This window comes from Clostridium sp. AM25-23AC (assembly GCF_003435125.1).
GTDB classification, from domain to species: domain Bacteria; phylum Bacillota; class Clostridia; order Lachnospirales; family Lachnospiraceae; genus Pilosibacter; species Pilosibacter fragilis.
The window spans coordinates 305-3,979 of sequence record NZ_QWGI01000069.1 but is presented as its reverse complement, the minus strand read 5'-3'; the positions used below and the strand labels follow the sequence as shown (position 1 = coordinate 3,979).

The following is a 3,675-nucleotide window of genomic DNA, read 5'->3' as shown; positions in this document are numbered from 1 at the left end:
TTTTAAACGTTTTATTTGAAATAGCACAACAGGTTAACTTAAATAAAAATTATGGTGAGTACAACGCATTGATGAATTTTCTCACTAGAACAGGCATGAATCTTTTTGATTTAATTAATATACATGAAAATAACTTTCAAAATGCTTTGGATCAAATCTATGGAGAGACAAACACTAATACATTTAAGGATGTATTGATTAAACTGAGAAGAGATTATTCACTTTCTTCAAACAAAAAAGGAAAGCATACAATACGCTACATATTACTAAACCTGCGGGAAGAAACGTTAGAATTCGTGCTTCCTAATACGTTTGATAAGTATTGTCTTTCTGATGATCTTTATATTACGAGTAGATGTTATCCATTTGAGAAAAAACCCTTTATTTCAAATTTAGCCGGAAGGAAAACCAGTAAGGGTAATATAAAGGATATCCTTGAAATAACAAATGGCTCTGCGGAGTTTGATACAGTACGTCCTTACTTAACGATTGAAAGTATGATACGTGAAACGGGGGAGCTGTATTTTGATATTGATTCGGTAGCAAGCCGGGAAGCGATAAAAAAGTACAACTCTAGTCTGGATCAGTGGGAATGCAGTAACGGTTTTATGATAAATGAAGAAAATGGATTTTTATCAATTGCTTCCTACGAAACTACAACTATATTTATACTTAATAAATTGCTAAAGTTTTCAAAAATAAGTAATAGAGGACAAAGGGAGTCCAACCTACGATATCTTAAGCAATGTAATATAAATTTCGAAGATCCATTAAAAAAGGTTGCCTTGCAAAAGTTATTTGTAAATTCTCAAGTAATGCTCATTTACGGAGCAGCTGGTACGGGAAAGACAACATTGATTAATTACATTTCAAATATGATGAATCAATCAAAGAAACTTTTTCTTACGAAAACGCATACTGCTTTGCAGAATTTGGAAAGACGTATAGAAAATCCGGGTCTTGATTCTGATTTTATAAGTATTGATAGCTTTACAAAGACAATTACACTTACAGATTATGACATAGTTTTTGTTGATGAATGCAGTACAATAGACAATAGAACAATGAAGAGGTTGCTTGAAAAAATTGATGAAAGTACATTGCTTGTTTTAGCTGGAGATATTTATCAAATTGAGTCCATTGATTTCGGTAACTGGTTTTATTATGCCAAGGATATTATTAAAACGGATGGTGCCAATGTTGAACTTTTAAATACTTGGAGAACGGACAAAAAAGAGTTAAAGGGCTTATGGGATGAAGTTAGAAAAATTCAACCTATTATTACTGAAAAACTTGCAATAGATGGTCCCTTTTCAGCTGATATAGGAGAAGAAATATTCGTATCTCAGGATGAAGATGAAATTGTACTATGTTTAAACTATGACGGTAAATTTGGTTTGAACAACATGAACCTTTATTTTCAAAATGCTAACACTAAAAGCGAAGTATATACATGGGCTGAGTGGACATTTAAAGTCGGAGACCCAGTGATTTTTCTCGATACCAAGCGTTCTCCTATATTATATAACAATTTAAAAGGAAGAATTGTAGATATCTCGAAAAGAGATTCAGCTATATTATTTACGCTTGATATAGACACTATTTTAACAGAGCGGCAATGCAGAAACGAAAGTTTTGAATTTGTTGATGTGACAGATCGTGGAACAAGAATACGCTTAGAAGTAATCGCAAGCGATGATGAATCGGCACCAGAGGAAGAACGATTCAAGACAATTATTCCTTTTCAAATCGCATATGCTGTTTCTATTCATAAGGCACAGGGTTTAGAATATAACTCTGTAAAGATAATTATTCCCTCTTATAATGCAGAAAAAATATCGCATTCTATTTTTTACACTGCAATAACCCGTGCAAAAGAAAAACTCAAGATATTTTGGAGTGCGGAAACAATGAAAGCCATTGTAGAAAGTTTTGATAAAGAAAAAATCGGACAGCGTACACTTAAGTTTATAGAAAAAAAGCTAGAATAATATAATAGCCTAATCAAACATACAACGTTGAGAAGATAAGATGGCTGCAGAAGGATTGAATTTCAAGGAATTTTAGTAAATGTGGGTTTGTTTGGTTATAGCCTAACTATTACACGTGGAGATGGTAGTCTTGATGTCAAGAAAAGATAAATAAGTGCCAGAAAGCGGCGTATTTCCGGGCTTTTTCGGAAGTTGGGATGTAAGGCCCGACATCTGAAAAGGCCCGGTTTTCTTATATGGAAACATATCTACGGCAAAATATGTGTCAGGTTGTAACCTCGAATTAGATGTCGCGATTTGGGACAGTGGATTAGATGTCACGGATTTTGGAAAACAGAAAGGGCTGACAACCAATCTGGCAACTCGACCATTTTGGGTGTTTGTAGGCAGCGGAATAGATGTGAAGGGAAAATTCGGTAGATTACAATTTGAGGAAAAGAAGAATGGAAGATAAAAAAATATTACTCGATAATATTAACAAAATTCATACAACTGAACTGGGAGTTGATAGAATTAAAAGAAATCTAAAAATAGATATAGTAGATGTTGTTGAGTATTGCAAAAATAAGGTGTTGGATGAAAATTGCCATATATACAAACAAGGTAAAAATTGGTATTGCGAAATTGAAAATGTCAAAATCACTATCAATTCATATAGTTATACAATTATTACAGCACATATTATTAAGTAAATTATAAGTTGAGGTGAAATTATGGCATCAAGCAAAGAATATTTAGAGTTTATTTTAGGGCAGCTATCTGAGTTAGAAGAAATTACTTATCGAGCTATGATGGGAGAATTTATTATTTATTATCGAGGAAAGATTGTAGGTGGTATCTATGATGATAGATTACTTGTTAAACCAGTAAAATCAGCAATTAGTTATATGCCGACAGCTTCATATGAATTACCCTATGAGGGAGCAAAAGAGATGTTGTTGGTAGATGAAGTTGATAATAAGGGATTTTTGGCAGGTTTGTTTGGTTCTATGTATGACGAACTGCCAGCACCAAAACCGAAAAAGAAGAAATAAACAAATTCACGTTTGTTGATATAGAAAACACCCTCCCGGCCATCATGGTCGAGAGGGTTTCGTGCATCTATTGGGATTATCCTTCAATATCAATGTTCAGTCCAGACTTAAGCTCCACAGTGAAGTGGTCCTCCCAGACAATGATCCGCTCAAGCCAGCGCTTTACCAGGGTCTCGTCGAAGGCTTCTAGTTGTGCGGGCTGCTGCTTGATGAAATCCTGCAGTTCATTGATGCGAGCAATCTGTGCGTCTCTGGTCGCAGTGTCAACCGTGCATTTTTCTCGCTGTTCCCGAAGTTGGAAGATATCGTCGGCAATCTCATCGTAGGCTTCCTTGTTGTTAGCTTTTTTGAGAAGCTCTTTCTGGAGTTCCTGCAGTCTCTCGTTGATCTCATCAGTGGTATTTTGCTGAGCACTGCGGATCACCTTTGCAATGTTCTGCTGGAGCTGCGCCTGGTAGGTGGACTTATCACCAAGGAGCGTGTTGATAGCCTGAACTACCACATTCTCCAATACCGTCTCATTGACGGTTCTTGCGTGGCATTCCTGCCCGGTAGGTTCCAGTCTACTGATGCAGCGCCAGATGATGGATTTGCAGAATATTCAATCGCCACCGATCCCGCCGATGCAAAAGCAGTATGGATTTTCTACC

4 protein-coding genes are annotated in these 3,675 nt (G+C 35.9%); 3 read left to right on the top strand and 1 reads right to left on the bottom strand.

The features are described from left to right. The 3 genes from DW677_RS17660 to DW677_RS17650 form a co-directional block, all read left to right on the top strand. The coding region (locus DW677_RS17660) for a DEAD/DEAH box helicase (RefSeq protein ID WP_147324987.1) at positions 1-1,991 on the top strand (1,991 nt) is incomplete at its 5' end. 443 nt (positions 1,992-2,434) lie between these two features. Continuing rightward, positions 2,435-2,683, top strand: a complete 249-nt coding sequence (locus DW677_RS17655) for a DUF3781 domain-containing protein (RefSeq protein ID WP_117567917.1) — start codon at positions 2,435-2,437, stop codon at positions 2,681-2,683. A gap of 21 nt (positions 2,684-2,704) precedes the next feature. Continuing rightward, a complete protein-coding gene (locus DW677_RS17650) occupies positions 2,705-3,025 on the top strand; it encodes a TfoX/Sxy family protein (protein ID WP_117567916.1) in 321 nt (106 codons plus the stop codon). A 76-nt stretch (positions 3,026-3,101) separates the two neighbouring features. Here the strand turns inward: DW677_RS17650 and DW677_RS17645 are convergent, their stop codons facing one another. Then, a complete protein-coding gene (locus DW677_RS17645; protein ID WP_347473205.1) occupies positions 3,102-3,536 on the bottom strand; it encodes a DNA recombinase in 435 nt (144 codons plus the stop codon). Between the last annotated feature and the right edge of the window lie 139 nt (positions 3,537-3,675).